Source organism: Achromobacter sp. 1012554356 (assembly GCF_059760815.1).
In genome coordinates, this window is record NZ_JCBANC010000139.1 from 1 (window position 1) to 297 (window position 297).

Annotated in this window: 1 rRNA gene; it reads left to right on the plus strand. The window is 52.2% G+C overall.

Going from position 1 to position 297, the window contains the following annotated elements:
* Window positions 1-94, plus strand: a 16S ribosomal RNA gene (locus AC6LJW_RS29485); the annotation flags it as partial.
* Window positions 95-297: the final 203 nt, after the last annotated feature.

Sequence of the window (297 nt, forward strand, 5' to 3'; positions counted from 1 at the left end):
CGTAAGGAGGGCGATTACCACGGTAGGATTCATGACTGGGGTGAAGTCGTAACAAGGTAGCCGTATCGGAAGGTGCGGCTGGATCACCTCCTTTCAGAGCTTATGTGCTCGTGTTAAGCGTCCACTCTTATCGGTTGTTTGATATAGCTGGGATCAGTTGTAGGCTTGGGTCGAGGGAATCTTCCCTGGGTCTACAGCTTCCTGACTACTGATCCGAGAAGGTTTTGGGTCTGTAGCTCAGTCGGTTAGAGCACCGTCTTGATAAGGCGGGGGTCGTTGGTTCGAATCCAACCAGAC